This window comes from Pseudomonas sp. 9.2(2024) (genome assembly GCF_039695385.1).
Classification (GTDB): Bacteria; Pseudomonadota; Gammaproteobacteria; order Pseudomonadales; family Pseudomonadaceae; genus Aquipseudomonas; species Aquipseudomonas paraglycinae.
In genome coordinates this window covers 5491263-5513289 of record NZ_CP155585.1, presented here as the reverse complement: position 1 = coordinate 5513289, position 22027 = coordinate 5491263, and the positions used below count along the sequence as shown (strand labels likewise).

The window sequence follows — 22027 nt, the reverse complement described above, 5'->3', positions numbered from 1 at the left end:
CTTATTCGCCCGTGGCGCTCGGTGCGCCGGCGCGTTTGCGTTTGGAGCCGCTGCTGCGGCGACGCTTGCGCGGTGCGCCACTGGCGTCATCACCCTTGCCACTGAGGTCGCGGATCATGTCGCGACGTTCGCTGTCGTTGGCGTCCTGATAATCGGTCCACCATTCACCCAGGCCATCGGTCTGCTCGCCAGCGCTTTCACGCAGCAGGAGGAAGTCGTAGCCGGCGCGGAAGCGCGGATTGTCCAGCAGCAGGTCGGCGCGTTTGCCGCTGCGGCGTGGCAGGCGTTCCTGCATGTCCCAGATCTCGCGGATCGGCATGGTGAAGCGTTTTGGAATCGCGATGCGCTGGCACTGTTCGGCGATCAGTTCGTGAGCGCCTTCCTGCATGGCTGGAATTGGCGGCATGCCGCGCTCTTGCAGACGTAGCACTCGGGCCGGCAGGGCAGGCCACAGCAGGGCAGCAAACAGGAACGCCGGGGTTACCGGTTTGTTCTGCTTGATCCGCAGGTCGGTGTTGGTCAGTGCTTCGCTGATCAGCGTGTGGGTATATTCCGGGTTGTGTTCCAGCGCATCGGCACTGGCCGGGAACAGCGGCGCGAACAGTTGCAGGTCGACCAGCATCTCGAACGTGATCGCGCCATGACCGGAGAGGAACAGCTTGAGCACTTCCTCGAACAGGCGGGCCGACGGAATCTCGCGCAGCATCGGCGCCAGTTCGCGAATCGGCTGGACGGTGTGCTTCTCGATACCGAAATTGAGCTTGGCGGCGAAACGCACGGCCCGCAGCATCCGCACCGGGTCTTCCTGGTAGCGTTGCTTCGGGTCGCCGATCAGACGGATCAGGTGATTGCGGATGTCGTGTACGCCGTTGGCGTAGTCGAGGATGCGCTCGCTGACCGGATCGTAATACAGGGCGTTGATGGTGAAGTCGCGGCGTTGCGCGTCTTCTTCCAGGGTGCCGTAAACGTTGTCACGCAGAATGCGCCCGCTCTCGTTGCGCGAAGACTGGTTGCTGTCTTCGTCGTCTTCGTTTTGCGGGTGATTGGCGCGGAAGGTCGCGACTTCAATGATTTCGCGACCGAAATGGATGTGTACCAGCTTGAACCGGCGGCCGATGATCCGCGCATTGCGGAATTCGGCGCGAACCTGCTCGGGGGTGGCGCTGGTGGCGACGTCGAAGTCTTTGGGCGTGATGCCCAGCAGCATGTCTCGCACGCAACCGCCAACCAGGTAGGCCTGGTAGCCGGCGCCCTGCAGACGTTCGACGATGTTGACCGCGTAACGGCTGAATTGCGCCTTCTGCAGCGAGTGTTGGCCGCTGTTGAGGACTTCAGGCGTGCTACGGATGTGTTGCGTACGACGCAGGGGAGTTCGGAATGACTGGAACAGCTTCTTCAGCATGGGATGCACTGTTTGAAGGAATGTTCGGCCATACCAGAGAATGACCGCATGATGGGCCGGGATTCTAGCATTTAGTCGAGGGATGGTGTAGGACGCTGCCGTTTTGCGCTGCAAGCCGCAGGCTAGAGGGGGTGGAGATGCGTCAGAAGGGGGGATTTGCCAGAAAGGAGAAACTACAAGGGGAGCCGAAGCTCCCCAAGAAGTAGTTGCGTGCTCTTTTTATTATTGATTCGGGCTTCTTGTTTTTGTTGAGTGCCCTCGCCATGAAGCTTTTCCTTCATGACCCTCCCAATCGGGAGCCAAGAGCAAACGGATTGCTTTGGTCGCTGTGTTGCAGTGATCTTGCGATCCAACCAGTACAGGCTCTGTCTTAAGACAGTTTTTGTTGTTCTCGGCCTGGTCGTGGGGCTAGCCCCAAATACAACGCCTCTCCAAAAGAATCAGTTAGCTGCGCCTCTCGCCGTCTTGTTTTTATTGTGCGTGAGTCGATTCGTCTTATTTTTATTGTCTTGTGCATTGCTTGTTATTGTTCTTGTACCAAACATATAGCAGGTGCCGTGCCAACTTTTGAGAACCCCAATAAAACAAGGGGTTAGGTCGATATAACCGTTTTCGCAGGTCGAAAAAAAGCCGGGGTTTCGTTACCGATAACCCCGGCTTCTGTTACGTGAAAAGACTGAGGTAACAGTTTTTTCACCTCTTCAACGGTAGCCCGCACACTCGACAGGTAACGTTCAGCTCTCGCTGGCGACCCCGGTCTTGCGCCGTGGAATGCCCAGACGCTGACGGCGTTCCCACAGGCATTTGCGGCTGACGCCCAGTTTGCGCGCCAGTTCGGTCTCGGTCATGTGGTCCTGATGCTCGAGTACGAAATGCTGGAAGTAGTCTTCCAGTGACAGGTCTTCGGTCGGCTCGTGGCTGCTGTTGCTGGCGTTACCGGCCGTTTGCGCCGGCAGGCCGATGAATTCGTCGTCCTCCAGATCGCCCAGCTCGATGTCGATACCCAGCAGGTCGGCAGAGATTTCCGGGCTTTCGCTCAGAATCACCGCGCGCTCGACGGCGTTTTCCAGCTCCCGCACGTTACCCGGCCAGGAATAGTGCCGGATCGCCTGTTCGGCATCGGCGGCAAATTTCAGGTCGGTGCGGTTGATGCGGGCGCTCTGACGAGCAAGGAATGCATTGGCGATTTCGTTGACGTCGGCGCCACGCTCGCGCAGGGCCGGCAGTTTCAATGCGATCACGTGGAGGCGGTAGTACAAGTCTTCACGGAACTGGCCGATTTTCGCCAGGCTCTTGAGGTCCCGGTGGGTCGCGGCGATCAATCGGACATCGACCTTCTGCGACTGCACCGAGCCAACACGGCGAATCTCGCCTTCCTGCAATACGCGCAGCAAACGAGCCTGGGCTTCCAGTGGCAACTCGCCAATTTCGTCGAGGAACAGCGTGCCGCCGTCCGCCGCTTCCACCAGACCGGCGCGACCGGCGCTGGCACCGGTGAACGCGCCTTTCTCGTGGCCGAACAGTTCGGACTCGATCAGGCTTTCCGGGATGGCGGCGCAGTTCACCGAGATCATCGGCGCCTTGGCACGTTTCGACAGGTTGTGCAGGGCGCGGGCCACCAGTTCTTTACCGGTACCGGACTCGCCCTGGATCAGCACGTTGGAATCGGTCGGGGCGACTTTACGGATCTTGCCGTAAAGATCCTGCATCGGCGGACACGAGCCGATGATGCCGATTTCGCCATTGCTGTTATCGATCGCGGATTTGCCGCTGCCATTGGCCGATTTGGCGGGAGCTGCTTCGCCGACGGCAGGCGCCGACTGGCGATCGCGCAGGATCCGCGCGACAGCCTGAAGCATTTCATCGTGGTCGAAAGGCTTGGCGATGTAATCCACCGCGCCCATCTTCATCGAGTCGACCGCCGAGCGCAGGCTGGCGTAGCTGGTCATGATCAAAACCGGCGTGCCCTGGCCGAGCTTGATCAGCTCGGTACCCGGAGCGCCCGGCAGACGCAGGTCGCTGACGATCAGATCGAATGTGGGAATACTGAAGCGTTCTTGTGCTTCCTGCACTGAACCGGCTTCGCTGACCTGGTACTGGTTGCGTTCCAGCAGGCGGCGCAAGGCGGAGCGGATAATGGTTTCGTCTTCGACGATCAAAATGTGCGGCATTGATTCGATACTCTCGACGGTCTCAGTTCACAGCGGACGTCGCTTCGACATGGCGCGGCAATGTCACCCGGATACGGGTGCCGCGCTGGCTCTGAACATCAGCCGGGCTGTCGATGGTGATTTGTCCATAATGCTCTTCAACGATGGAATAGACCAGTGCAAGGCCCAGACCGGTGCCTTCGCCAGGATCCTTGGTGGTGAAGAAGGGTTCGAACAATCGGTCCATGATGCTCGACGGAATACCGCTGCCTTCGTCTTCGACGATCAGATCGACCGTGTGTTCGCCGGCTTCGCTCTTGACCCGCACCGCACTGCCCGCAGGCGAGGCGTCACGGGCGTTGGAGAGCAGATTGATCAGCACCTGGGCGAGCCGCTGCGGGTCGCCTTCGACCCAGTGATCGGGATCGCACAGGTTATAGAACTGGACTTCGAAATTGCGCCGGTTCAGGGCCAACAGGCCGATGGCGTCCTGAGCCACTTCCGCCAGACAGACGGGCTCGTCACTGTGTTGATGGCTGCCGGCGTGGGCGAAACTCATCAACGACTGGACGATGCGTGACACGCGTTTGGTTTGCTCGAGGATCTGGCCGCTGATTTCCGTCAATTCGCCGTCTTCTTCGCGTTCCTCGCGAAGGTTTTGCGCAAGGCAAGCGATGCCGGTGATCGGGTTGCCGATTTCGTGAGCAACACCCGCCGCGAGTCGACCGATGCTGGCAAGGCGCTCGGAGTGCACCAGTTTATCTTCGAGCATCTGGGTTTCGGTCAGGTCTTCCACCAGCAGCACCAGGCCGCTGTTGCCCGGTGCCAGCGGCTCGTCGATCGCCGCTTTGTGCAGGTTCAGCCAGCGGGTCTGGCCGTCGAGGGCCAGATGCTGTTTGTGCAAGTGTTCGTCGGGCAGGTGGATGAAGCCTTGCAGCAGATCTTTCCACGGATTGGCGATGGTGCTCAGGCGCGAGCCGACCACCCGTTGCGCGGCAATCCCGGTCAGTTCTTCCATGGCCTTGTTCCACATCAGGATCTCCTGATCCTTGGCCAGCGAGCAGACGCCCATCGGCAGTTCCTGCAGGGTCTGGCGGTGGTAACGGCGCAGGGCATCGAGTTCGGCGGCCAGCCCGGTCAGACGCGAGTGGTAATCCTCGAGGCGGCTTTCGATGAAATGGATGTCTTCGGTAACGTAGTTTTCGCCGCCAGCCTTGTACGGCAGGAAGGTTTCCACCATGTCCTGGGCGACGCTCGGGCCCATCAGGCCGGAGAGGTTGGCTTCGATCCGGTCACGCAGGCGGCGCAAGGCATAAGGGCGGCGCTCGTCGAAGGGCAGATAAAGGTCGCGCAGGGCCTGTTCGACTTCTTTTTGCGCAGCCTTGGCGCCCAGCGGCTTGGCCAGTTGCGTGGCGAATTCCTGCGGCGAGGCTGCGTGCAATTCGCGGCGTTGTGGGCGACGTACGTTGTCCACAGCGCAGGCTTCGGCGGCGCTGGCCTCTTCCGGACTGGCATTGGTGAACAACGAAATCAGCGTGAACATCAGGACGTTGGCCGCCAGCGAGGCGATGGCCGCCATGTGCCAACTGGTGTCGTCCAGCACGTAGATCATGTTCAGCAGCGGAATATAGAAACCCTGCAGATTGCCGACCAGCGGCAACAGCATGGTCACGACCCACACCACAATCCCTGCCAGCAGACCGGCGATGAACCCCCGACGATTGGCGGTCGGCCAGTACAGCACCGACAGCACACCCGGCAGGAATTGCAGGGTCGCAACGAAGGCGACGATGCCGAGGTTGGCCAGATCCTGCTCGGCGCCGAGCATCAGATAGAAGCAAAAGCCGGCCATGATGATTGCGACGATCAGCGCCCGGCGGGTCCATTTCAACCAGCGATAGATATTGCCCTCGGCCGGTGGCTGATAGAGCGGCAGCACCAGATGGTTCAGGGCCATGCCCGACAGCGCCAGCGTGGTGACGATGATCAGACCGCTGGCCGCCGACAGACCGCCGACATACGCCAGCAACGCCAGCGACTTGCTGTTGGCGGCGATGCCGATACCGAGGGTGAAGTATTCCGGATTGGTGGTGGCGCCGAGTTTCAGGCCGGCCCAGAGAATCAGCGGCACAGCCAGGCTCATCAACAGCAGGAACAGCGGCAGGCCCCAGCTCGCGCTGACCAGCGAGCGCGGGTTGAGGTTTTCGGTGAAGGTCATGTGATACATGTGCGGCATCACGATCGCCGAGGCGAAAAACACCAGCAGCAACGTGCGCCACGGGCCTTCCTGCAACGGGGTGTGCAGGGCGGCGAGGGCGGTCTGGTTCTGCAGCAGCCACAGTTCAAGTTGCTGCGGGCCGTCGAACACGCCGTATAGCGCGTAGAGGCCGACGCCGCCGAGGGCTGCCAGTTTGATCACTGATTCGAAGGCAATCGCGAATACCAGCCCTTCGTGCTTTTCACGTGTGGCGATATGACGGGAACCGAAGAAGATCGTGAACAGAATGATCAGCGCACAGAACGCCAGGGCTACGCGATTTTGCACTGGTTCGCCGGTGAGGATGCCGATGGAATCGGCCACGGCCTGGATCTGCAACGCCAGCAGCGGCAATACGCCGATCAGCATGAAAATCGTGGTCAGCGCACCGGCCCAGGTGCTGCGAAAGCGGAAGGCGAACAGGTCTGCCAGCGACGACAGTTGATAAGTGCGGGTGATCTTGAGGATCGGATACAGCAGCACCGGCGCCAGCAGAAACGCGCCGGAGACCCCGAGATAACTGGACAGAAAGCCGTAGCCGTACTGATAGGCCAGACCCACCGTGCCGTAGAACGCCCACGCACTGGCGTAGACCCCCAGCGACAGGGTGTAGGTCAACGGATGGCGAATGATCGCCCGCGGGATCATGCCCCGTTCACTGATCCAGGCCACGCCGAACAACGCGGCCAGGTAGGCGGCGCTGATCAGCAGCATCTGGGTCAGGCTAAAGCTCATCGGCATCTTTTTGGCTCTGCAGGATGAAGGTCACGACAATCAGGATCAGCCAGAGCAGATAAGGGCGATACCAGGCGCCCGTAGCGTCGATCCACCAATCCATGATGGCGGGAGAAAACAGGTAGATCCCCACGACCAGAAGCAGGACCAAGCGATAGATGTACATCCCGGCCTCTCTTTTTTATGCGCGTGCCCGAAAACGTGCGGCGATGGTAACGGATGGGCGCGCCACTGCAAGTGTCGTCACAGCAGTTGCGCTTCGGGCAGGGTCAGTGTGCGCGGGATTTTCAAGGCATCCCAGTGGACGCAGCCCCAGTTCAACAGTTCTTGCGGCGTGGCGTGGGCCAGTTCGGGCCCCGGGTCTTGCCCCAGTGCGCGCAGGGCCCGCAGCAACAATGGCGTGGCCTGATCGGCTTCCAGTGGTGGCGAGCGATAGGACTTGCCGAGCTTGTTGCCGTCCGGCTGGGTAATCAGTGGCAGATGCAGATAGCGCGGTTGGCGCAGGCCCAGCAATTCCTGCAGGTAGAGCTGGCGCGGTGTGGAGTCGAGCAGATCGGCACCGCGCACGATGTCGGTGATGCCCTGCCAGGCGTCGTCCAGAACCACCGCCAGTTGGTAGGCGTAGAGGCCGTCGCGGCGGCGGATCACGAAATCTCCCACGTCACGGCCCAGATGCTGGCGGTATTCGCCCTGTACCCGGTCGATGAAATGGTATTCGAGCTCTGGCACGCGCAGGCGGATCGCCGCGTCTTCCTGGCCATGGCCGGCATTGCGGCACAGTCCCGGATAAATGCCGTGGTATGGCTCCAATTGTTTGCGCGAGCAGGTGCAGGCGTAGGCGAGGCCGTGATTGAACAGGCTGTCGAGCACTTGCGCGTAGGCCTCGTGCCGATCGCTCTGGCGAACCATCTCGCCGTCCCATTCGAAGCCATAGCTTTCCAGCGCCTTGAGAATCGCCGCTTGCGCGCCCGGCTCTTCCCGGGGCGGATCGAGATCCTCCATGCGCACCAGCCAGCGACCGCCCACCGAGCGTGCGTCCAGATAAGAGGCCAGGGCGGCAACCAGCGAACCGAAGTGCAGGTGCCCGCTGGGGGTCGGGGCAAAGCGGCCAATATAGGCGGGGGAGGTGTTGGCAGTCATGAGGGCGATGTTACTTGAGAGTCAAAAAACGGCAGAAACAAAAACGGAGCGTTCGCACGCTCCGTTTTTCGTTCAGGCCGGGATTATTTGCCGACCTGCTTTTCCTTGATTTCCGCCAGGTTCTTGCAGTCGACACACATGTCGGCTGTCGGACGGGCCTCGAGGCGCTTGACGCCGATCTCGATACCGCAGGAATCACACCAGCCGTACTCTTCGTCTTCGATCAACTGCAGGGTCTTGTCGATCTTCTTGATCAGTTTGCGCTCGCGGTCGCGGGCGCGCAGCTCGAGGGCGAACTCTTCTTCCTGACTGGCACGGTCGGCCGGATCAGGAAAGTTGGCCGCTTCGTCTTTCATGTGATCAACAGTGCGGTCGACTTCCTGCATCAAGTCGAGTTTCCACTTGGTCAGGATCTTGGTGAAATGCGCACGCATAGGCGCGCCCATGTACTCTTCGCCCTCTTTAGGGACGTAAGGTTCGAAACCGCTGAGTGTCTGACTTGCCTGTTGCTTTGCTTGGGTGGGCATGAAATGGACCGCCTCTACTCTTGTAATCCATTGCGCAGGATTGCTCCATCACCGACACCTGCCGGCCCTGCGGCTGCAAGCGGGCGAACTTACCAGATCAATTCGACCCGCGCTACTCCCGGATGTCGAGCGCGTGGCCGAGGGGACTTGCAAATGTTTGCCAAGCCATGTCCGGCGGTGCTGCAAACCTGCTCAATCACTGATTTTAGTCAATCCTGGAGCGTACGCGCGGGTCGTTACAGTCCAGTGTTCTTGAGGCTGTGACCGCTGCGGGTTCTCGCTCGTTCCGGCAGATGGGTAGAATCGTTTCTTTTCCCCCGTTGAAGGAAGGCCAATGGCTCAGCCCTACAGTGCGCGCAGTCGTGCGATCGAACCGTTCCATGTCATGGCGTTGCTGGCGCGGGCCAATGAATTGCAGGCCGCCGGCCACGACGTGATCCACCTGGAAATCGGCGAACCGGACTTCACTACCGCCGAACCGATCATCCGCGCCGGCCAGCAAGCCCTGACAGCCGGGAAAACCCGTTACACCGCAGCCCGTGGCATTCCCGAACTGCGTGAGGCGATTTCCGGCTTCTATCAGACGCGCTACGGCCTGAACATCGATCCTCGACGGATTCTCATCACCCCCGGCGGTTCCGGGGCGTTGCTGCTGGCCAGTGCGTTGCTGGTGGATCCGGGCAAGCACTGGCTGCTGGCCGACCCCGGCTATCCCTGCAACCGACACTTTCTGCGATTGGTTGAAGGCGCGGCGCAGCTTGTGCCGGTGGGCCCGGACGTGCGTTATCAACTGACGCCGGACCTTGTGGCGCGCCACTGGGACCACGACAGCGTCGGTGCGCTGGTCGCCTCGCCGGCCAACCCGACGGGTACGATTCTGACCCGCGATGAGCTGGCCGGGTTATCCACAGCCATCAAGGCCCGTCACGGGCATCTGGTGGTGGACGAGATCTATCACGGCCTGACTTACGGCACCGACGCCGCGAGTGTGCTGGAAGTGGACGACAGCGCCTTTGTCCTCAACAGTTTCTCCAAATATTTCGGCATGACCGGGTGGCGCCTCGGCTGGCTGGTGGCGCCGGACGCAGCGGTCAGTGAGCTGGAAAAGCTCGCGCAGAACCTCTATATCAGTGCGCCAAGCATGGCCCAACATGCGGCGCTGGCCTGTTTCGAGCCGGACACCATCGCGATTCTCGAAGAGCGCCGCGCCGAATTCGGCCGTCGCCGTGACTTCCTGCTGCCGGCATTGCGGGAGCTGGGCTTCGACATTGCCGTAGAGCCGGAAGGCGCGTTCTATTTGTATGCCGATATCAGCCAGTTCGGCGGCGATGCCTTCGCGTTCTGTCGCCATTTCCTTGAGACCGAACATGTGGCATTCACTCCGGGGCTGGATTTCGGTCGCTATCAGGCCGGTCATCACGTGCGCTTTGCCTACACGCAAAACCTCCCTCGCTTACAGGAAGCGGTGGAACGCATCGCCCGTGGCTTGAAGAGCTGGCAAGGCTGATGCGCTTTCATCCTCCTCTTGAAGAAGGCCGGTTGATCCGCCGTTACAAGCGTTTTCTCGCCGATATCGAAACCGTTGGCGGCGAGTTGCTGACCATTCATTGCCCGAACACCGGCTCGATGCTCAATTGCCAGGTTGAGGGCGGGCAGGTCTGGTTCAGCCGTTCCAATGACCCCAAGCGCAAATTGCCTGGCACCTGGGAAGTCGGGGAAACCCCGCAGGGCCGACTGTTTTGCGTGAACACCGGACGCGCCAACGCACTGGTCGAAGATGCCTTGCAGGCCGGTGTCATCAGCGAATTGAGCGGGTTTACCGGGCTCAAACGTGAGGTGGCGTACGGGCAGGAAAAGAGCCGGATCGATTTTCGCCTCGACTACCCGACGGGCCCGGCGTATGTGGAAGTGAAAAGTGTCACGCTGGGTTTCGACGGCACGGCGGTCGCGGCATTTCCCGATGCAGTGACCGATCGCGGCGCCAAGCATTTGCGTGAGCTGGCGCATCTGGCCAGGGACGGGATTCGCGCGGTCCAGTTGTACTGCGTCAATCTCTCCGGCATTGAAGCAGTGCGTCCGGCCGAGGAAATCGACTCGGCCTACGCCGCTGCGCTGCGCGAGGCGGTGGCGTGCGGGGTCGAAGTCCTGGCGTACGGCGTGCGTTTGAGCCATGAAGAGATGGTGATCGACCGGCGCCTGGACGTGCTGCTCAACGGTTAAACATCGATCCACAGCCCTTGCGCGTCTTCACGGCAAGGGATGGCCGTCAGCGATTGCCCGGCGCACGGGCCGGCGACGCATTCACCGTCTTCGATCAGAAACAGTGCGCCGTGGGTGGCGCACTGGATCAGGCTGTTGCTTGGGTCGAGAAACTGGTCGGGCTGCCATTCCAGTCCGACGCCCCGATGCGGGCAGCGATTGAGGTAGACATAAGCCTGCCCCGCGCGGCGCACGGCGAACAGTTTTTTCCCGTCGATATCGAAACCGCGACTGCCGTCCTCAACCAGATCGGCACCCGCGCAAAGAAACTTCATGGCTATCCTCAAATGTCGGCTCGTGTCCGGATATGTCCGAGCTTGACGTTCAAATGCAAACAATTATCAAATGGCCGCCTTCACCCGTGGCGAGGTGACCGCTGCCGAGGATACTTGGCCTGCCGTCCCGATGTCCGGGAAAACATTTCAAGGAAGCTGTCTATGCGCCTGAGTACCCGCGTTGCCGTGCTGTGTGTCGGACTTTTGGTCAGCCACCAGGCTGCAGCGGCCGAGTTGCCGCAACGTTGGGTCAGCGCCGGCGGCGCGTTGTCGGAGTGGGTGAGTGCGCTGGGTGGCGAGGCCAAACTGGTAGGCGTCGACACCACCAGCCAGCATCCCGAGTCTCTCAAGTCGCTGCCGAGCATCGGCTATCAGCGCAGCCTGTCGGCCGAAGGCATTCTCAGCCTGCGCCCGGACATCCTGATCGGCACCGAAGAAATGGGCCCGCCGCCAGTGATTTCGCAAGTTCGCAGTGCCAAGGTGCAGGTGGAACTGTTCTCGGCTCAGCCGGATCTGCCGACATTGGAAAAAAACGTTACCCATCTGGGACGGTTGCTGGGCGCTGAAAGCCAGGCCGCGCAATTGCTGCAAAGTTATCAACAGCACCTCGATGCGCAAAAGGCCCGTGTAGCTGAAGCGCAGACTAAACAGAAAGCGCCGGGCGTGCTGTTGCTGCTTGGACATGCCGGCGGCAAACCGCTGATCGCCGGCAAGGACACCGCCGCCGACTGGCTGCTGCAGCAGGCGGGCGGGCATAACCTTGCGACCCACACCGGTTACAAACCGTTTTCCGTGGAATCCCTGGCCAGTCTCGATCCTGAAGTGCTGGTGTTCGCTGACCGTGCGCTAACTGGTGAGGCGGCGAAAGCGGCTCTATTTAAGGAAAACCCGATCCTCAATTCCAGCCGTGCGGCCAAGACCGGACGTGTGCTGGAGCTGGACCCGACGCTGCTGGTGGGCGGGCTCGGGCCGCGTTTGCCGGCAGCGCTGAAGGCCCTGTCTGACGGTTTCTACCCGGCCAAGAGCGGCCAATGACCACGCTGGTCAAACCCCGTGGCTTGTTTATCGGCCTGATCCTGCTGTGTCTGCTGGCGATCTGGCTGTCGCTGGCGCTGGGACCGGTCAGTCTGCCGTTGTTCGATACCTTGCGCGCAGCACTGCGCATGATCGGTGTGCCGCTGGCGCCGGACGGGCTGGAACAGGCTGAACTGATTCTCGGGCAGATTCGTCTGCCGCGTACGTTGCTCGGGCTGGCCGTCGGTGGCGTGCTGGCGCTGTCCGGGGTGGCGATGCAGGGGCTGTTTCGTAATCCACTGGCGGATCCAGGGTTGGTTGGCGTGTCCAGTGGCGCGGCGTTGGGCGCGGCGGTGGCGATTGTCGGCGGTTCGTTTTTTGGCGGACTGCCCGAGTGGTTCGGGCCTTACCTGCTGTCGGTGTGTGCGTTTCTCGGTGGTCTGGGTGTGACGGCGCTGGTTTATCGGCTCGGCCGCCGTAATGGGCAGACCAATGTGGCGACCATGCTGTTGGCGGGTATTGCCCTGACGGCACTGGCCAGCTCGGCGGTGGGGCTGTTTACCTATCTGGCGGATGACGCGACATTGCGCACGTTGACGTTCTGGAACCTGGGCAGCCTTAACGGCGCGAGCTATGCGCGGTTGTGGCCGCTGCTGATCATCACCGCCGGTGTTGCACTGTGGCTTCCGCGTCGGGCGAAGGCGCTAAATGCGTTGCTGCTCGGCGAATCGGAAGCCGGGCATCTGGGGATCGATGTCGAACGGCTCAAGCGTGAGCTGGTGTTCTGCACGGCGCTGGGCGTCGGCGCGGCGGTGGCAGCGGCGGGCATGATCGGTTTTGTCGGGCTGGTGGTGCCGCATCTGGTGCGCTTGCTCGCGGGGCCGGATCATCGGGTATTGCTGCCGGCATCGGTGCTGGCCGGGGCGAGTCTGTTGTTGCTAGCGGATCTGGTGGCGCGGCTGGCACTGGCACCGGCGGAGCTGCCGATCGGCATCGTCACCGCGTTCATCGGTGCGCCGTTCTTCCTTTATCTGCTGCTGCGAGGGCGTGCCTGATGCTGCGTGCGCACAATCTGCACATCCGCCGTGGCCGCAAGTCCGTTCTGGCCGATGTCAGCCTGCAACTCGAACCGGGCGAAGTGCTTGGCGTGCTGGGGCCGAATGGCGCCGGCAAAAGTACCTTGCTCGGTGCGTTGTGCGGTGAGTTGAGCGCGCACGAGGGGGAAGTGCTGCTGGACGGAGAGGCCTTGAGTCATTGGAGCGGCACTCAGCGCGCCCAGCGGCTGGCGGTGTTGCCGCAGGTGTCGACCTTGGATTTCGCCTTTCGTGTTGAAGAAGTGGTCGGCATGGGGCGTCTGCCTTACCAGAGCGGGCGGGTGCGCGATGACGAGATCGTCGCTGCCGCGTTATTGGCGGCCGATGCCGGGCATCTTAGTGGCCGCAGTTATCTGGCGCTGTCCGGCGGCGAGCGTCAGCGGGTGCATCTGGCGCGGGTGCTGGCGCAACTCTGGCCGGGTCAGGCGGGGCAGACGTTGCTGCTCGATGAGCCGACCTCAATGCTCGATCCGTTGCATCAACATACGACGCTGCAAGCGGTGCGCGAGTTTGCCGATCGTGGCGCGGCGGTGCTGGTGATCCTGCATGATCTGAATCTGGCGGCGCGCTATTGTGATCGCATCCTGCTGCTGGAGGGCGGGCGCCCGGTGGCGCTGGATACGCCGCAACAGGTGTTGCGCCCGGAATCGCTGAAGGCGGTTTTCGGTCTGGAAGTGCTGGTGCAGCCGCACCCGGAGCGCGGGCATCCGCTGATCATCGCCCGCTGATTTCGTCATCGAGGTGAGTGTATGCGCGGGATTCTGCTGTTGGCGGTGTTGTGGCTTGCAGGTTGCCAGCATGTTGCGGCGCCGCCGGTCGTGGGCGAGATTCGTGATCTGCGCAGCGGCGAGCGTCTGACGGCGCAGCAATTACTGACGCAATTGAGCGAGCCATCGCGGCTCATCATTGGCGAGCAGCATGACAACGCCGATCACCATGCCCTTCAATTGTGGTTGTTGCAGAACCTCGAACGAACGCGACCCCAAGGCAGTCTCCTGTTGGAAATGCTGACGCCCGATCAACAGTCGCGCGTCGATGACGTGCGCCATGCCGCAACGCCACCCACTGATCTTCCTGCAGCATTGGCCTGGCAGGACGGTTGGGACTGGAATCTCTACGGACCGATTGTTCGGTTTGCCCTGACACAATCCTGGCCAGTGCTGGCGGCCAATCTCGATAACATCGAAATTCGTGCGTTCTATCGTGATCCTCCGGTTTTGAGCGGTGAGCGCAGCAACGCCAAATCTGTGAAAGAGACGCTGTTGGAGCAGATCGGCGATTCTCACTGCGGCTTGCTGCCGTCATCGCAAATGCCGGCGATGCTGGCCGTTCAGCAACAACGGGATCGGCGCATGGCCTCGCGTTTGTTGGCGGCGCCCGCGCCGGCATTATTGTTGGCAGGTGCGTATCACGCGCGAAAGGATGTGGGTGTGCCGCTGCATGTGCTGGATCTGGGCGCGCCCGAAGTGCCGACGGTGCTGATGCTGGCGGAGCAGGGCAGTCGGATTACGGCGGCGATGGCCGATTATGTCTGGTTCACACCCGCCACACCGAAACCGGATTACTGCGCCGAGATGCGTAAACAGTTCAGTAAGAAATGACTTTTCCACAGGCAAAAAAAGACCCGGTAAAAACCGGGTCAAATAACCGTGATTAGCCTGATGAGGAGATAATCTGAGAGTCCGAACCAAGGGCTTTTCAGAATATCGACTGATCTCGCGATCAGTTGTGATAATCATAGCGATTCTCATTACCAAGTCAACTGCTGTTTTTTCATTTCTGTCGTTTCGTCCTGGCAATGGCGTAAACGCCCCGTGAATACGGGCGTCAGGTCTGGGCTGTGAGCTGCTTGTTGAGCTGGTCGATACGCCGCGCCATGCTTTCGATCAGGCTGTGGGCGATTTTCGGATTGGTGCGGGTCATGCTCAGAAACTGATCGCCGGGAATCAGCATTACCGTGCTTGCCTCCCGTGCTATGACCGTCGCGTTGCGCGGCTCGCCCGTGAACACAGCCATTGCACCGAATATTTCATCCTTGGGAACGTCGCCTACCTTGTGCCCGTTAACAAACGCTTCGGCGTGTCCTTCGATAATCACGAACACATGATCGGCGTCATCGCCCTCACGAATCAGAACGTCTCCGGCTTCAACCCGCTTGAAACCATTGGTGCTGCGAAACTCGCGCGGCTTGAACTCGGCAACGGCGTGGGCCAGCAGCGCCATTTGACCGAGCAGGTAGCGCAGAAACTGCTCCGAGCGCGATGGTTCGCCATACACATGTTGAAACAAATCACTTCGGCGATAGGGCAGTAATGTCAACGGGTTGTCTGAGCACAGCGTGCAATCCGCCCATTCCGGCCCTTGTTGCAGACCGATCAAATCTCCCTCGTGCCAGTAGAACAAGCCTCGACCGCTGACTCGGCCGGTGATGACACCTTGCGTGAGCAAGAACAACTGATCGTCCGGCAAGGGTGCCAACAGATCATCCGTTGCTTCCAGTTCCAGCGCTGGCCCGCACGGCGCCAGGCCCTCAAGCCATTGCGCAGGCAAGCACTGCAAGTGGTTGATCAATGCATCGGCCTGGGCCGATTGTTCCCCGAGCAGGTACATGACGGTCGGTACCCGTTAGTTCTTGTGGCGAGAGGAAATGGCTTCCAGCTGCTTGTTCAGCGCGTCCTTGCGTTCGGCGGGAATGTCGTTCCAGTGCACGTCCATCAGCGCCCCTTCGATCGCGTACAACAACACCTTCGACGCCCGAAACCCGCGAGTGCGCACGGCCCGGTAGGCATCCACCGCACCGAGGCGACGCAAGTCCGAGGCGCTATGGATGCCCACGGCATGCAGCCATTGCGCCGACGTCTTGCCAAGATTCTTCAGGTGTTGCAGTTCATCATTCATCAAGCCTCCTTGCGACGGCCGAATGGTGCGTGGGCGAGCTTCTCAGGAGTGTAGCCATCAGTAGGAAAAGCGTGGTTGTTTGGTCGGATTCGACGCAAACGCTTCTAAGAAACGTCAGCTTCCGCTGATGAATCAGGATGGGGAGGGCGAGGGAGAATTACCAATAGCACGCAGTCCAGCGCAAAGCGGGGGCGCTGGACGAGTTTGGGTGGTGCGAGGCTCAGCGGGTGCGATAACGCAGGCGCGTACCGAAATTCATCGACATCAGGATTTCGTCGGCACTCAGCTCTGGCGGGAAGTAGGCCCCGGAGATCTGCGCGTGGGCCAGGCTCGCGCCTTCCAGCGAGGCGTTGCGAAAGTCGATGCCGCGCAGGTCGGCGGAGCGGAAGTAGGCGTCCCGGAAATCCACGCCATCGGCGTTCAGTTCACGCAGGTCCAGGCCGCGAAAATCACCACCAACCATGTCGATCGGACCGTCTTTCGGGCGTTCATTGTTGAAACCTGTGATGTCGTCTTTGTGCAGCAAGGCATAAAGCGGGGTGTCGAGTAGTTTTGGCTGGCTCATGTCAAATCACCTGTTGGTTTTATGACGCCAGTATAGTGCCACTATTTGACGGCCGTGAAGCAAGCGAGGGCTTCACGGCCGAAATAGTTTCTTACAGGCCGGGCAGGCGCTGGCGAATCTGCGCCACGACGGTGTCCAGGGTCCCGGATTCATTGGTCTGCACGCGTTTGCTGCGCAGAATTTCTTCCGGGGTCAGGGCTTCGCGGTTGGCTTGTTGAGCTTCGATCACGGCGAGGGTCGCGTCGGACGGATCTTTTTTGTCTGCCTGACGAATCGCCAGCCAGCTCTCGATCACTGCCTGCGGAGCGTTGCAGTCAAGGATCAGGAAAGGCGTGCCAGTGGCTTCAGCGACTTTGGCGGCGTTGTCGCGTTGTTCGCGCTTGAGGTAAGTGGCATCGATCACCACCGGGAAACCGGCGTGCAAAATCACTTCGGCAATTTCATGCAGACGCGCATAGGTTGCAGTGCTGGCGTCGGTGCTGTAGATCCCGGCCTGAACATCATTGGCAACGGTTTGCTCACCGAACAGGCGCTTGCGCTCGACATCGGAACGCAGGCGGATCGCGCCCAGTGCTTCGACCAGACGCATGGCCACGTGGCTTTTGCCTACAGCGGACACGCCGTGGGTAATCGCCATGAAGCGCGAAGGAATGGTGCTGTAGCTTTCCGCCAGGTTGGCGTAGTTGCGGTACTGGCGCAGGGTGGTGGCACGCTGCACCGGAGTGGCATCGGCCGGCATGCTGAACAGTGCGACTTTCGCACGTACCAAGGCGCGGTAAGCCTTGTAGAAGTTCAGTACTTCCAGGCCTTGGTAGTCGCCGGTCAGTTCCAGGTACTGGCTGATGAAGCGACGGGCCAGGGATTTCAGGCCACGGTCTTCCAGGTCCATTGCCAGGAAGCCGGTGTCGGCCCAGACGTCGGTGAAACGGAACGGTTCGTTGAATTCGATGCAGTCGAAGATCACGACTTTGCCGTCGATCAGCGTGGCGTTGCCCAGGTGAATGTCACCGTGGCATTCGCGAGTGAAGCCGTCCGCCTTGCGCTGGGCGAACAGCGTTTTCAGGCGATCGAAGCTGCTTTCGGCCCACGCTTGCAGGGCGTCGAGTTGCAGAAGATCGTTCTTGTCGCTGAGGAACGGCAGGATCTGTTCGAAGTTCTGGCGCACCGGCGCCATTACGCTTTCAGGCGTGCCGGCATCGTGTTCCGCCGGGACTTTCGGCGCGTTGAGGTGGAAGCGGGCGATCTGTTCGGCCATTGCGTCGACGTGCGCGGTGGTCAGCTCGCCGTTGGCTTGCAGGGTGCTGAGCAGGCCGCTCTGCGGGAACTGGCGCATTTTCAGCAAGTATTCGATGGCCGGGCCTTCGCCGCCCAGTTGCGGAGCTTCCGCACTGCCGGTTACGGGAATCACTTCCAGATACAAATCTTCGGTCAGGCGCTGGTTCAGGCGCAGCTCTTCACCGCAGAAGTGTTCACGGGAATCAAGGCCGGTGAAATCGAGGAAGCCGAAATTCACCGGCTTCTTCACTTTATAAGCGTAGGGACCGGTGAGCAGTACCCACGAGATATGGGTTTCGATGACCTGGAACCCTTCGACGGGATGCGGGTAGAGGGCCGGGTTTTGCAGGGCAGCGATCAGGGACTGGCTCACGGACGATCCTTCAGAGACTGGGAGAAATTCAAGGCGCTCATTATGGCCGCTCGCCAGCCCGACGCAAACCTCGGAGCGCTCCTGTTGAGTATGAATAAAGTGCGTATAATCCGCCGCCATGACTCGTACTCGATCCCCCCGTACCCCTAAAAAACCAGCTTCCCGGGGCCTGCGCCCATGGTTGGGCTGGGCCCTTAAACTCAGTCTGGTCGGCCTTGTGGTGCTGGCCGGCTTCGCCGTTTACCTCGATGCCGTGGTGCAGGAGAAGTTCTCCGGCAAGCGCTGGACCATCCCGGCCAAGGTTTACGCGCGCCCGCTCGAGCTGTTCGTCGGACAAAAGCTGAGCAAGGACGATTTCCTCACCGAACTCGATGCCCTGGGCTATCGCCGCGAAGCCGTGAGCAACGGTCCCGGCGCGGCGGCGGTCAATGGCAATACGGTTGATCTGAATACCCGTGGCTTCCAGTTCTATGAAGGCCTCGAGAAACCGCAGCCGGTGCGCGTGCGTTTCTCCGGCGATTACGTGGCCGAACTCTCGGCGACCAACGGTTCGAAGCTCTCCGTGGTACGCCTGGAGCCGCTGATGATCGGCGGTATCTACCCGAAAAACCTTGAAGACCGGATTCTGATCAAGCTCGATCAGGTGCCGCCGTATCTGCTGGAAACCCTGGTCGCCGTGGAAGACCGGGATTTCTACAGCCACTGGGGCGTGTCGCCGAAATCGATCGCCCGTGCAGTCTGGGTCAACACCTCGGGCGGCAAGATGACTCAGGGCGGCAGTACGCTGACCCAGCAACTGGTCAAAAACTTCTACCTCACCAACGAACGCAGTCTGACCCGCAAGCTCACCGAAGCGATGATGGCGATGCTGCTCGAGCTGCATTACGACAAAAAGGAAATCCTTGAGGCGTACCTCAACGAAGTCTTTGTCGGTCAGGATGGTCAGCGGGCGGTGCACGGTTTCGGTCTGGCGAGCCAGTTCTTCTTCGCTCAGCCTTTGTCCGAGCTGAAACTGCATCAGGTCGCGCTGTTGGTCGGCATGGTCAAAGGTCCGTCCTATTACAACCCGCGTCGCAACCCGGAGCGTGCGCTGGAACGACGCAATCTGGTGCTCGACGTGCTGGAGCAGCAGGGCGTCGCTTCTGCCGAACAAGTCGCCGCTGCGAAGAAAATGCCGTTGGGCGTGACCACACGCGGCAAGCTGGCCGACAGCTCGTTCCCGGGCTTCATCGATCTGGTCAAACGCCAGTTGCGTGAAGACTATCGCGACGAAGACTTGACCGAAGAAGGCCTGCGGATCTTCACCAGTTTCGATCCGATCCTGCAGATGAAAGCCGAAGCGTCGGTCAACGACACCTTCAAGCGTCTGTCCGGCCGTAAAGGTTCCGACGACGTGGAAGCGGCGATGGTCGTAACCAACCCGGAAACCGGTGAGGTCCAGGCCATGATCGGCAGCCGTCAGGCGAGTTTTGCCGGGTTCAACCGGGCGCTGGATGCGGTGCGGCCGATCGGCTCGCTGATCAAACCGGCGGTTTATCTGACGGCACTGGAGAAACCAAGCCAGTACACGCTGACCAGTTGGCTGTCGGACGACCCGCTTTCGATAAAAGGCGCAGACGGACAGGTCTGGAAACCGCAGAACTATGATCGTCGCTCCCACGGCACAGTGTTCCTATATCAGGGGCTGGCGCATTCCTACAACCTCTCGACCTCGCGTCTCGGTCTGGCGGTCGGTGTTCCGAATGTCCTCAAGACGCTCGCGCGACTGGGCGTAACCCGCGAGTTTCCGGCGTTCCCGTCGATGCTGCTCGGTGCTGGCGGCATGACCCCGATCGAAGTCGCGACCATGTACCAGACCCTGGCCAACGGTGGCTTCAATACGCCGATGCGCGGGATCCGCAGCGTGCTGACTGCCGATGGCGAGCCGCTCAAGCGTTATCCGTTTCAGATCGAGCAGCGTTTCGATCCGGCCTCTATCTACCTGATCCAGAACGCCATGCAGCGGGTCATGCGTGAAGGTACCGGCAGTTCGGTTTATAACGTGTTGCCAAGAACCCTGACACTGGCGGGCAAGACCGGTACCAGTAACGATTCGCGCGACAGCTGGTTCGCCGGTTTCAGCCAGGATCTGCTGGCGGTGGTCTGGCTCGGCCGTGACGACAACGGCAAGACGCCGTTCACCGGGGCCACCGGTGCGTTGCAGGTCTGGACCAGTTTCATGCGCAAGGCCGATCCGCTGCCGCTGGACATGCCGCAGCCGGACAACGTGGTGCAGGCCTGGGTCGATTCGCGTACCGGCCAGGGCTCCGATGCCAACTGTCCGGGCGCCGTGCAGATGCCGTATATTCGCGGCAGCGAACCGCCACCCGGCGCCTCCTGCGCGGGCGAAAGCCCGGCATCGGGCGAGTCGGTGATGGATTGGGTCAAGGGCTGGATGAATTAAGCAAAGAGGGTTTCAAGTGAACAAGTGGTTGATTCCAGCGGTGACCGCCGTGGCTTTGCTCAGCGGCTGCTCCACCGTACAGCGTGGTGCGATCCCGGTTGTGGATTCCGGCACCGCCGTGTCCAACAGCGAGCGTATTTCGGCCAATGGCGGTTTCCGTCAAACGACGGTGAAACGTCCTGCACAGGCCCAGACTCAGGCGATCCCGCAAGGCGATACCGGTGTGGTAGTGATGGTGCCGGGCGGCGCAGCGGCTTCGGCACCGATCAGCTCTTCGCCGATCGTTCCGGGCCCGGCATCCGGCGGCATCACGCCGGGGCCGTATAACCCGTCGGCGGTCGAGTCGGCGCCGATCAGCTCCGGCAGCTACAGTATGCCTTCGACGCCGAGCGGCATTCCTTCGGCCAGCAGCGGCGGCGGTCTGTCTGCCGATGAACAATTGGACGGTCCGGTTCTCGCGTTGTTGAGCACTGCGCAACAGCAGCAGGCCGGTGGCGACCTCAACGGCGCGTCCTCCAGCCTGGAGCGCGCCCAGCGTGTAGCGCCGCGCGAGCCGCAAGTGCTTTACCGTCTGGCGCAGGTACGTATGGCCCAGGGCGATGCGCCGCAAGCCGAGCAGACCGCTCGCCGTGCGTTGACCATGGCCAATGGTCGTCCGGACTTGCAGGCCAGTCTGTGGGAATTGATCGCTCAGGCACGTGAGAAGCAAGGTGATTCCGCCGGCGCCACTCTGGCCCGTCAGAAGGCCAAGGTTTCGCTGTGATGGACAGTCGTTTCTCCAAAGTCGCCGATCAACTGCTGTTGATCGAGCGTGAACTGCGCGCCCAGGGCTGGTGGGATGACGTCCAGCCCTCGGTCGAAGCCCTGAGCAGTGTCGAGCCGTTTTCGGTCGACACCCTCGATTTCGAGCAGTGGCTGCAATGGATCTTCCTGCCGCGGATGAAGATGATCCTCGAACAGGATCTGCCATTGCCCAATGCCTCGGGCATTCAGGAAATGGCCGAGATGGTTTTTGCCCAGCGCAATCTGCAGGGCAAGGATCGGCAGCTTCAGGTATTGCTCAAAGAGTTCGACCTGCTGATCACCGCTTCGCGCTGAACCGAAAACTGCCAGTGGTTACTGGCAGTTTTCCGCAATCTGTTTTTGTGCCTCCGCAGTACGTTGCTGTCGCTGTTCGTCGCTCAGCCGCCGCAATTCTCCCTCCACTTCCTCCCTCAAGCGCGGATTGTTCTGCAGTTGCGCGAGATTCGTGCGTGCCTGTTCGCAAAATGCCTTGAGCTGATTCTGTTGCTCGGCCACTTGCTTTTTTACCTTGTCATCGATGGCTTTCTGATCGCCCAGCGCGCCGCTGCCAGGTAATGCGGCAGGTATTGGTGCGGGAGATGAGGGCGTCTTCACGGCGGTGGATGACTGCCCTTGTGGTGGCTGTTGATCAAAATGGGTGACGCCTTGGGCATCGACCCATTTGTAGATCTGACCGGCCATACACCATGGGCTGGCGCCGATTAGCAGAGTTAATAGAAGCGTTCGCATGCTGATTCCTTGGCAAAACTGCGCAATTGAAGCTAACAGAGTAGCGGTTTCCAGGTTTTTTCTTGCGTTCTCATGTGCTTACCCACA

The 22027-nt window shown here is 60.8% G+C and carries 21 protein-coding genes; 9 read left to right on the top strand and 12 right to left on the bottom strand.

Going from position 1 to position 22027, the window contains the following annotated elements:
- Position 1: 1 nt before the first annotated feature.
- The 6 genes from ABFB52_RS24850 to dksA form a co-directional block, all read right to left on the bottom strand.
- A complete protein-coding gene (locus ABFB52_RS24850; RefSeq protein WP_007959609.1) occupies positions 2-1402 on the bottom strand; it encodes a polynucleotide adenylyltransferase PcnB in 1401 nt (466 codons plus the stop codon).
- A gap of 734 nt (positions 1403-2136) precedes the next feature.
- Entirely contained in the window at positions 2137-3573 is a 1437-nt protein-coding gene (locus ABFB52_RS24845; protein ID WP_085747746.1) for a sigma-54 dependent transcriptional regulator, read from the bottom strand.
- 22 nt (positions 3574-3595) lie between these two features.
- Complete coding sequence (locus ABFB52_RS24840) at positions 3596-6550, bottom strand: sensor histidine kinase (protein WP_007959612.1); 2955 nt, start codon at positions 6548-6550, stop codon at positions 3596-3598.
- Positions 6534-6710, bottom strand: coding sequence for a hypothetical protein (locus ABFB52_RS24835; RefSeq protein ID WP_003176118.1), 177 nt, complete (start codon positions 6708-6710; stop codon positions 6534-6536). The genes ABFB52_RS24840 and ABFB52_RS24835 overlap by 17 nt, the downstream gene beginning before the upstream one ends.
- A gap of 77 nt (positions 6711-6787) precedes the next feature.
- Entirely contained in the window at positions 6788-7684 is an 897-nt protein-coding gene (gluQRS, locus tag ABFB52_RS24830) for a tRNA glutamyl-Q(34) synthetase GluQRS (protein WP_102718629.1), read from the bottom strand.
- 83 nt (positions 7685-7767) lie between these two features.
- Entirely contained in the window at positions 7768-8211 is a 444-nt protein-coding gene (gene dksA / locus ABFB52_RS24825) for an RNA polymerase-binding protein DksA (protein ID WP_039771633.1), read from the bottom strand.
- Between the two features lie 334 nt (positions 8212-8545).
- Here dksA and ABFB52_RS24820 point away from each other — a divergent pair, with 334 nt between their 5' ends.
- Both ABFB52_RS24820 and sfsA read left to right on the top strand, forming a co-directional pair.
- A complete protein-coding gene (locus ABFB52_RS24820) occupies positions 8546-9718 on the top strand; it encodes a pyridoxal phosphate-dependent aminotransferase (RefSeq protein ID WP_085747748.1) in 1173 nt (390 codons plus the stop codon).
- Positions 9718-10431 carry a DNA/RNA nuclease SfsA gene (gene sfsA, locus ABFB52_RS24815; RefSeq protein WP_129972824.1) on the top strand — a complete coding sequence of 238 codons (714 nt, stop codon included), beginning with the start codon at positions 9718-9720 and terminating at the stop codon, positions 10429-10431. Before ABFB52_RS24820 ends, sfsA begins: the two co-directional genes overlap by 1 nt.
- Here sfsA and ABFB52_RS24810 read toward each other — a convergent pair.
- Positions 10428-10745, bottom strand: coding sequence for a Rieske (2Fe-2S) protein (locus ABFB52_RS24810; protein WP_085747750.1), 318 nt, complete (start codon positions 10743-10745; stop codon positions 10428-10430). The two genes, sfsA and ABFB52_RS24810, sit on opposite strands and share 4 nt — an antisense overlap.
- A gap of 162 nt (positions 10746-10907) precedes the next feature.
- On the opposite strand from ABFB52_RS24810, the gene ABFB52_RS24805 reads away from it, so the two are divergent.
- The 4 genes from ABFB52_RS24805 to ABFB52_RS24790 are packed head-to-tail and all read left to right on the top strand — an operon-like array spanning position 10908 to position 14454.
- Entirely contained in the window at positions 10908-11780 is an 873-nt protein-coding gene (locus ABFB52_RS24805; protein ID WP_102718627.1) for an ABC transporter substrate-binding protein, read from the top strand.
- Between the two features lie 50 nt (positions 11781-11830).
- The gene (locus ABFB52_RS24800) at positions 11831-12814 is read left to right on the top strand and encodes an iron ABC transporter permease (protein ID WP_170928972.1); all 984 of its coding nucleotides are present in this window, start codon (positions 11831-11833) and stop codon (positions 12812-12814) included.
- Positions 12814-13581 carry a heme ABC transporter ATP-binding protein gene (locus tag ABFB52_RS24795; protein WP_102718626.1) on the top strand — a complete coding sequence of 256 codons (768 nt, stop codon included), beginning with the start codon at positions 12814-12816 and terminating at the stop codon, positions 13579-13581. The genes ABFB52_RS24800 and ABFB52_RS24795 overlap by 1 nt, the downstream gene beginning before the upstream one ends.
- A 21-nt stretch (positions 13582-13602) precedes the next feature.
- Positions 13603-14454: a ChaN family lipoprotein gene (locus tag ABFB52_RS24790; RefSeq protein ID WP_129972825.1), complete on the top strand. Its 852-nt coding sequence runs from the start codon at positions 13603-13605 to the stop codon at positions 14452-14454.
- A 226-nt stretch (positions 14455-14680) separates the two neighbouring features.
- Here the strand turns inward: ABFB52_RS24790 and ABFB52_RS24785 are convergent, their stop codons facing one another.
- From ABFB52_RS24785 to ABFB52_RS24770, 4 genes are all read right to left on the bottom strand, one after another.
- On the bottom strand, positions 14681-15463 hold the full coding sequence (locus tag ABFB52_RS24785) for a cyclic nucleotide-binding domain-containing protein (protein ID WP_129972826.1): 783 nt from the start codon (positions 15461-15463) through the stop codon (positions 14681-14683).
- A gap of 15 nt (positions 15464-15478) precedes the next feature.
- Complete coding sequence (locus tag ABFB52_RS24780) at positions 15479-15751, bottom strand: TfoX/Sxy family protein (RefSeq protein WP_003228231.1); 273 nt, start codon at positions 15749-15751, stop codon at positions 15479-15481.
- A gap of 220 nt (positions 15752-15971) precedes the next feature.
- Positions 15972-16316, bottom strand: a complete 345-nt coding sequence (locus tag ABFB52_RS24775) for a pentapeptide repeat-containing protein (protein ID WP_007959639.1) — start codon at positions 16314-16316, stop codon at positions 15972-15974.
- Between the two features lie 91 nt (positions 16317-16407).
- Positions 16408-17964, bottom strand: a complete 1557-nt coding sequence (locus tag ABFB52_RS24770; protein WP_102718623.1) for a bifunctional aminoglycoside phosphotransferase/ATP-binding protein — start codon at positions 17962-17964, stop codon at positions 16408-16410.
- A 118-nt stretch (positions 17965-18082) separates the two neighbouring features.
- Between ABFB52_RS24770 and mrcB the strand changes: the two genes are divergently transcribed.
- From mrcB to ABFB52_RS24755, 3 genes are read left to right on the top strand one after another with little or no spacing between them, the layout of a single operon-like run.
- Complete coding sequence (mrcB, locus tag ABFB52_RS24765) at positions 18083-20407, top strand: penicillin-binding protein 1B (protein ID WP_007959641.1); 2325 nt, start codon at positions 18083-18085, stop codon at positions 20405-20407.
- 16 nt (positions 20408-20423) lie between these two features.
- Positions 20424-21170, top strand: a complete 747-nt coding sequence (locus tag ABFB52_RS24760) for a hypothetical protein (RefSeq protein ID WP_129972827.1) — start codon at positions 20424-20426, stop codon at positions 21168-21170.
- Positions 21170-21505 carry a YqcC family protein gene (locus tag ABFB52_RS24755; RefSeq protein ID WP_064599443.1) on the top strand — a complete coding sequence of 112 codons (336 nt, stop codon included), beginning with the start codon at positions 21170-21172 and terminating at the stop codon, positions 21503-21505. Before ABFB52_RS24760 ends, ABFB52_RS24755 begins: the two co-directional genes overlap by 1 nt.
- A gap of 18 nt (positions 21506-21523) precedes the next feature.
- Here ABFB52_RS24755 and ABFB52_RS24750 read toward each other — a convergent pair whose 3' ends face one another.
- The gene (locus ABFB52_RS24750; RefSeq protein WP_085747757.1) at positions 21524-21940 is read right to left on the bottom strand and encodes a DUF4124 domain-containing protein; all 417 of its coding nucleotides are present in this window, start codon (positions 21938-21940) and stop codon (positions 21524-21526) included.
- Positions 21941-22027: the final 87 nt, after the last annotated feature.

What these genes read in the sequence shown, in the direction of transcription:
- ABFB52_RS24850 (WP_007959609.1), bottom strand. Translation starts at nt 1,402, where the DNA reads ATGCTGAAGAAGCTGTTCCAGTCATTCCGAACTCCCCTGCGTCGTACG.
- ABFB52_RS24845 (WP_085747746.1), bottom strand. Translation starts at nt 3,573, where the DNA reads ATGCCGCACATTTTGATCGTCGAAGACGAAACCATTATCCGCTCCGCC.
- ABFB52_RS24840 (WP_007959612.1), bottom strand. Translation starts at nt 6,550, where the DNA reads ATGCCGATGAGCTTTAGCCTGACCCAGATGCTGCTGATCAGCGCCGCC.
- ABFB52_RS24835 (WP_003176118.1), bottom strand. Translation starts at nt 6,710, where the DNA reads ATGTACATCTATCGCTTGGTCCTGCTTCTGGTCGTGGGGATCTACCTG.
- gluQRS (WP_102718629.1), bottom strand. Translation starts at nt 7,684, where the DNA reads ATGACTGCCAACACCTCCCCCGCCTATATTGGCCGCTTTGCCCCGACC.
- dksA (WP_039771633.1), bottom strand. Translation starts at nt 8,211, where the DNA reads ATGCCCACCCAAGCAAAGCAACAGGCAAGTCAGACACTCAGCGGTTTC.
- ABFB52_RS24820 (WP_085747748.1), top strand. Translation starts at nt 8,546, where the DNA reads ATGGCTCAGCCCTACAGTGCGCGCAGTCGTGCGATCGAACCGTTCCAT.
- sfsA (WP_129972824.1), top strand. Translation starts at nt 9,718, where the DNA reads ATGCGCTTTCATCCTCCTCTTGAAGAAGGCCGGTTGATCCGCCGTTAC.
- ABFB52_RS24810 (WP_085747750.1), bottom strand. Translation starts at nt 10,745, where the DNA reads ATGAAGTTTCTTTGCGCGGGTGCCGATCTGGTTGAGGACGGCAGTCGC.
- ABFB52_RS24805 (WP_102718627.1), top strand. Translation starts at nt 10,908, where the DNA reads ATGCGCCTGAGTACCCGCGTTGCCGTGCTGTGTGTCGGACTTTTGGTC.
- ABFB52_RS24795 (WP_102718626.1), top strand. Translation starts at nt 12,814, where the DNA reads ATGCTGCGTGCGCACAATCTGCACATCCGCCGTGGCCGCAAGTCCGTT.
- ABFB52_RS24790 (WP_129972825.1), top strand. Translation starts at nt 13,603, where the DNA reads ATGCGCGGGATTCTGCTGTTGGCGGTGTTGTGGCTTGCAGGTTGCCAG.
- ABFB52_RS24785 (WP_129972826.1), bottom strand. Translation starts at nt 15,463, where the DNA reads ATGTACCTGCTCGGGGAACAATCGGCCCAGGCCGATGCATTGATCAAC.
- ABFB52_RS24780 (WP_003228231.1), bottom strand. Translation starts at nt 15,751, where the DNA reads ATGAATGATGAACTGCAACACCTGAAGAATCTTGGCAAGACGTCGGCG.
- ABFB52_RS24775 (WP_007959639.1), bottom strand. Translation starts at nt 16,316, where the DNA reads ATGAGCCAGCCAAAACTACTCGACACCCCGCTTTATGCCTTGCTGCAC.
- mrcB (WP_007959641.1), top strand. Translation starts at nt 18,083, where the DNA reads ATGACTCGTACTCGATCCCCCCGTACCCCTAAAAAACCAGCTTCCCGG.
- ABFB52_RS24755 (WP_064599443.1), top strand. Translation starts at nt 21,170, where the DNA reads ATGGACAGTCGTTTCTCCAAAGTCGCCGATCAACTGCTGTTGATCGAG.
- ABFB52_RS24750 (WP_085747757.1), bottom strand. Translation starts at nt 21,940, where the DNA reads ATGCGAACGCTTCTATTAACTCTGCTAATCGGCGCCAGCCCATGGTGT.